Source organism: Henriciella aquimarina, assembly GCF_002088975.1.
GTDB lineage: Bacteria > Pseudomonadota > Alphaproteobacteria > Caulobacterales > Hyphomonadaceae > Henriciella > Henriciella aquimarina.
The window spans coordinates 1-4,507 of record NZ_NCST01000026.1 but is presented as its reverse complement, the minus strand read 5'-3'; the positions used below and the strand labels follow the sequence as shown (position 1 = coordinate 4,507).

Genomic DNA, 4,507 nt, shown 5'->3' with positions numbered 1-4,507 from the left:
AAGTATCCGTCTTCGTCAAGTCCGGCTTGGAACCCAGTTTCGGCTATCGCGAAGCAGACTGTTCGCCAGGACGATAAGCTTTCTCATTATGGCTGTGATGGCCAGTTTTGGCGCTTTTCCGGTGGCGACCATCATCTGGTATTTCGCGCTGAATTCCGGATTATGCTTTATGCTAACGAGGGTGGGCATATAGAGCGCCTGTCGCAAATGTGCTCTTCCACCTTGTATGTATCGCTTGCCTCGAAACGTGCCGCTGTCCCGAGCGATCGGAGCAAGTCCTGCAAGACTGGCGGCCGCCTTGTGATCGATGAAGCCGAGTTCGGGCATCTCGGTCAGAAGCATGATCGCGGTTGTTTCTCCAATGCCAGGAATAGTCTGTAGAATGTCGAATCTGGCTTTCAGGAATTCATCATCACGGACCAGCAAACGAAGAGCCGCGTCGATTGCTTTCATGTGACGGTCGATCTGCTCAATCCTTTCCCGTGCCTGGCGCCGCAACAAGGGAGCTATCCGGGCGGAAGACCGGTTGGACGCGCGTGTCCTGTCTTTCACCAGAGCGCGCCGAGCCGATTGTAGCTCTTTCATTTCATTGAACTTGATCGTTCTGTCGCTGACGCGGCGCACAGAAATCATCGCCCCGTATTTTGCGATAAGCCCGGCATCGATCGTGTCTGTTTTCGCCGACACACCCAATGCGTCCGCAAATCGTCGAGCCTGCCGTGGATTGACCTTGCCGAGAGGTATTTCGGCTTTCAGGAAGAACTTCTCGAAGGCAAGATGATACTGCCCGGTCGGTTCATAGAGTAGCTGTTCAAGATGACATCCTGCCATCCAGGTCAGCAATTGCCTGAATCCTTTTTTATCATTCGGGACAGTTATGGTCCTGCCCTCAGGATACATGTGCGCATCCAGAGTGCTCTTTGAAATATCGACGCCGATATGCTGGCGAACTGGTTCGATGGACATTCCAGATCCTTTGCTTGTCGTACGGGCCTAGATGCCCTCGTATCCGTTCAGGTCGCATGGAAATGAAGAGGACGATCAAACTTCCCAACGGCACTTACTCAGCCAGCGCAGGCACGATCCGTTCCTCTACGCCGGCGGGGAAATTGCGCAGTCCCCACCAGCGGTTCTTTTCTAACCAGAAGACCAGGAATCTCTAAGACAAGCGTAGGTCTGAACGTTTTCGGTCCAGAAGTACTGAAGGCCGAGCTTCGGTGTCCAGTTCGACCAGTCATTGCCATCGGAGAAGCCGTTCGGTTCCGTTGCGCCCAGCGCCCCGAGGAGCGCATTGTTTCCATCGACCGGGCAAGTGCCGTCGACAACCGAGCATTCGAAGCGCGGACGGATATAGGTCACGTCGGCATCTTTCTCTTCGCTGGAATAGCGAAGGCCAAGCGTCGCGATCAGGTCAGGCGTGATCGAGTAGTCGACATTGGCGAAGGCGCCATACACCGTGTGATCCTGGCTGCCGCCGCCGTAGAACTGCCACGGAATGGAGCTCGGCAGTGCCGCCGGGCGCGTCGAGGGCAGGTTACGGATCTCGGTATAGTCGAGGGTCTGGTTGAAGTAGTAGAGCCCCGTCGTGACGTCCGCCTTGCCAAAGGTGCCGGCGTAGCGAAGCTCGTTGGAGATCTGCTCTTGGGCGATTTCGGCCAGTGAGTGGAACAGGGTGAACGGAGTCGCGTCGATATCGCCGGAGCTGTCGCCGGCATAGTCGCGATAGCCGAGAATATTGGTGATCTGGCCGTTACCGAAGTCCACATCATAGTCGGTACGCAGTGAGACAAAGGTCGTCTCGCTGTCGCCGAAGCCCGGATTGTTGATCGAGAAATCGAAGCTGTCGCGATCGAAATAGGACCGGTTCTGACCGGTCGGGCCATCGACATAGGAGTCGTTGTACTGGGCGTTGAGCAGGAAGGTCAGACGCTCGGTCGGGAACCATTCCAGCGCCCCCTTGTAGATTGCCGTCTGGGCTTCGCCATGATTGTCGCCGTCATACTGGTTTTTGAAGTAGCCGGCGTCAGTGTTGTAATAGGCGCCGATCTTGCCGTTCAAAACGCCATCGATCAGCGGGCCGGAGACGATGCCCTGGACGGTCGAATTCAGGCCGCCCCGATCGTCATCGATTGGGCCGTCAAACGTCGCACGGGCCTTGTAGGAGAACTCGTCCGTCGGGCGCGCGGTGTTCAGCACCAGTGCGCCACCGGTTGTGTTGCGCCCGAAGAGCAGGCCTTGCGGGCCACGCAGGACTTCGACACTTTCGAGATCGAACAGGTCGACGACGACGCCGTTATTGATGCCGAGATAGACACCATCCACGAACACGCCGACGGCCGGGTCGATAGACGCGATGGAGGAGTTCACGCCGAGGCCGCGAATGGCGAAGTTCGCTGTGCCGCGGGCCGTGCCGACATCGTCCAGCGAGACGTTCGGCGAGCTATAGGACAGGTCTTCGACCGTGGTAACATTAAGGGCGTCCAGCGTATCCGCGTTGAATGCGGTCACCGCGATCGGAACGTCCTGGACGTTCTCGACATCCTTCTTCTTAGTGGCCGAGACGGTCACTTTCTGGAGAACGCGGTCAACGGCGTTGCCACGGTCTTCGGTCTCTTCCTGAGCCTGTGCCTGGGCCGGCATCTGGCTGATCATGGCCGCCAGAGCGACACTGGAGAACAGGAACTTGCTGCGCTGCATAAATGACTCCCTAATGTCTTTATAATTATGCTTTTTTGAGGCCTTTGCCCCCCGCCCGATCTGGCCTGAATCGGGCAGTATCGGATCATTCGAGCAAATCAGGCGGCAAGCCCGTTTGCAATAATGTTAGCTCACTACATGCGATAATGAGTGGGCAAGTGATGCGTTATTGCATCACTCATATGCGTTTACGCGGGGTAAACGCCGTCCAGATATGCGCAAATCGCTTGGTCTGTCGGCCAGTTAGTCGGATGCAAAATCAGGCCGGCGCTTGTCGAGGAAGGCGCGATACCCCTCGCGGAAGTCCGCGCCAGCCGTCGCTTTTACGAACACGCCCCGGCTTTCCTGCGCGCTGATGGTTTCGCCTTGGGCGATGCGGTTCACGATTTCTTTCATCGCGCGCACGGACGAAGGGGCGTTGGCGGCGATGGTGGCGGCCTTTTCGTGCGCCGCCGCGAGGCTCTGTCCGGCCTCGCAGACGGCGTCGACCAGCCCGATCTGGCGGGCGCGCTCGGCCTCGAAGATCGCGCCGGTGAACAGGATGTCCTTCGCCTGCGACGGGCCCACGGCATGGACGAGCCGTTCGGTATCGCGCACGGGATAGACCAGGCCGAGCCTGGCGGGCGTCACGCCGAAGCGGGCGGCCTCAGAGCTGATCCGCAGGTCGGCGGCCAGCGCAATCGACACCCCGCCGCCGACACAGGCGCCCTCAATGGCGGCGATCACCGGCTTCGAACAGCTCTCGATGGCCGTCAGCGCCTTTTCGATCGTCTCCGCCGATTCGGCGGCGACGGTCTCATCGGCATAGATCGTCTCGAACTCCGAGATGTCGGCCCCGGCGGCGAAATGGCCGGTCTCGCCGCCATGCAGGATAACCGCGCTCGCGTCCGGCATGGCCTCGGCCTTTGCGATCAGGCCGGGCAGGGCAGCCCACATCGCCTGGCTGAAGGCGTTGCGCCGGGCCGGGGCGTTGAAGACGATCTCTGCGGCATGGCCATGATGGCGCAGATGGATGAGGTCGGTCGCGGCAGGCTCTGTCATGCGCTTTCGCTTCCAGAGCCCGCCTGCGCCGTCAAGCGTCTAGCGTGCAAGGGCCGGCACCCGGTCGATCCAGGGCTGGGCCTCTTCCAGCTCATAGGCGAGCGCCAGCAGCTTGCCGTCGTCGCCGCGCCGCCCGGAAAAGAGCGAGCCGACCGGCAGGCCGCCATCGGTCCACTGCACGGGCACGCTCATCGAAGCCGCCCCGGCCACATTCATCGGCGCGGTGAAGGCGACGAAGTCGGTGACCCGCTTCATCAGCGTCTCGAAGTCCACCGTCGGGGCCTGCTGGCCGATCTTCGGCGGCAGGGTCGAGACGGTCGGCGTCAGCAGGACGTCGAAGTCCTCGAACCAGGAGTGATACTGGCCCTCAAAGGCCTGCAGATAGGCGATGGCGTCCTCGAACCGGTCCTTTTTGGCCATGAAGTCCTGGGCGAGCGCCAGCGTCCAGGGCTCGAGGATCTCTTCCGGCGCCTTATTGGGTGCAAAGGCCTGGGCCTGCTGGGCGAACTCGGCGGCCCCGGCGGCCCAGAGCAGCAGGAACTCATCCTGGAAGGCCTTGCCGTCGATGGGGATGGTCCAGTCGATCACCTCATGGCCGAGCGAGCGGCAGAGGTCTGCGGTACGCTCGATGGCGGCGCGCGTTTCCGCGTCGAGGCTTGCCCCGTTCATCGGCTCGGGCGCGAAGGCGATCTTCAGGCGCTGGCTGGAGGGGCCCATGATTCGCCCGGTCGGCGACAGCCCGTCGCGCGGGGCTTCGGCGGAGGCGAAC

The 4,507-nt window shown here is 60.7% G+C and carries 4 protein-coding genes; all 4 read right to left on the bottom strand.

Annotation, left to right across the window (positions count from 1 at the left end):
- Positions 1-15: 15 nt before the first annotated feature.
- The gene (locus tag B8784_RS03640; protein ID WP_084396263.1) at positions 16-966 is read right to left on the bottom strand and encodes an IS110 family RNA-guided transposase; all 951 of its coding nucleotides are present in this window, start codon (positions 964-966) and stop codon (positions 16-18) included.
- Between the two features lie 171 nt (positions 967-1,137).
- Positions 1,138-2,697 (bottom strand): TonB-dependent receptor, encoded by a 1,560-nt coding sequence (locus B8784_RS03635; protein ID WP_233355954.1) that lies wholly within the window; start codon positions 2,695-2,697, stop codon positions 1,138-1,140.
- Positions 2,698-2,940: 243 nt separating this feature from the next.
- Entirely contained in the window at positions 2,941-3,738 is a 798-nt protein-coding gene (locus B8784_RS03630; RefSeq protein WP_084396262.1) for an enoyl-CoA hydratase/isomerase family protein, read from the bottom strand.
- Positions 3,739-3,777: 39 nt separating this feature from the next.
- Positions 3,778-4,507, bottom strand: a 730-nt coding sequence (locus tag B8784_RS03625; RefSeq protein ID WP_267889958.1) for an amidase family protein, incomplete at its 5' end; no start/stop codon positions are given.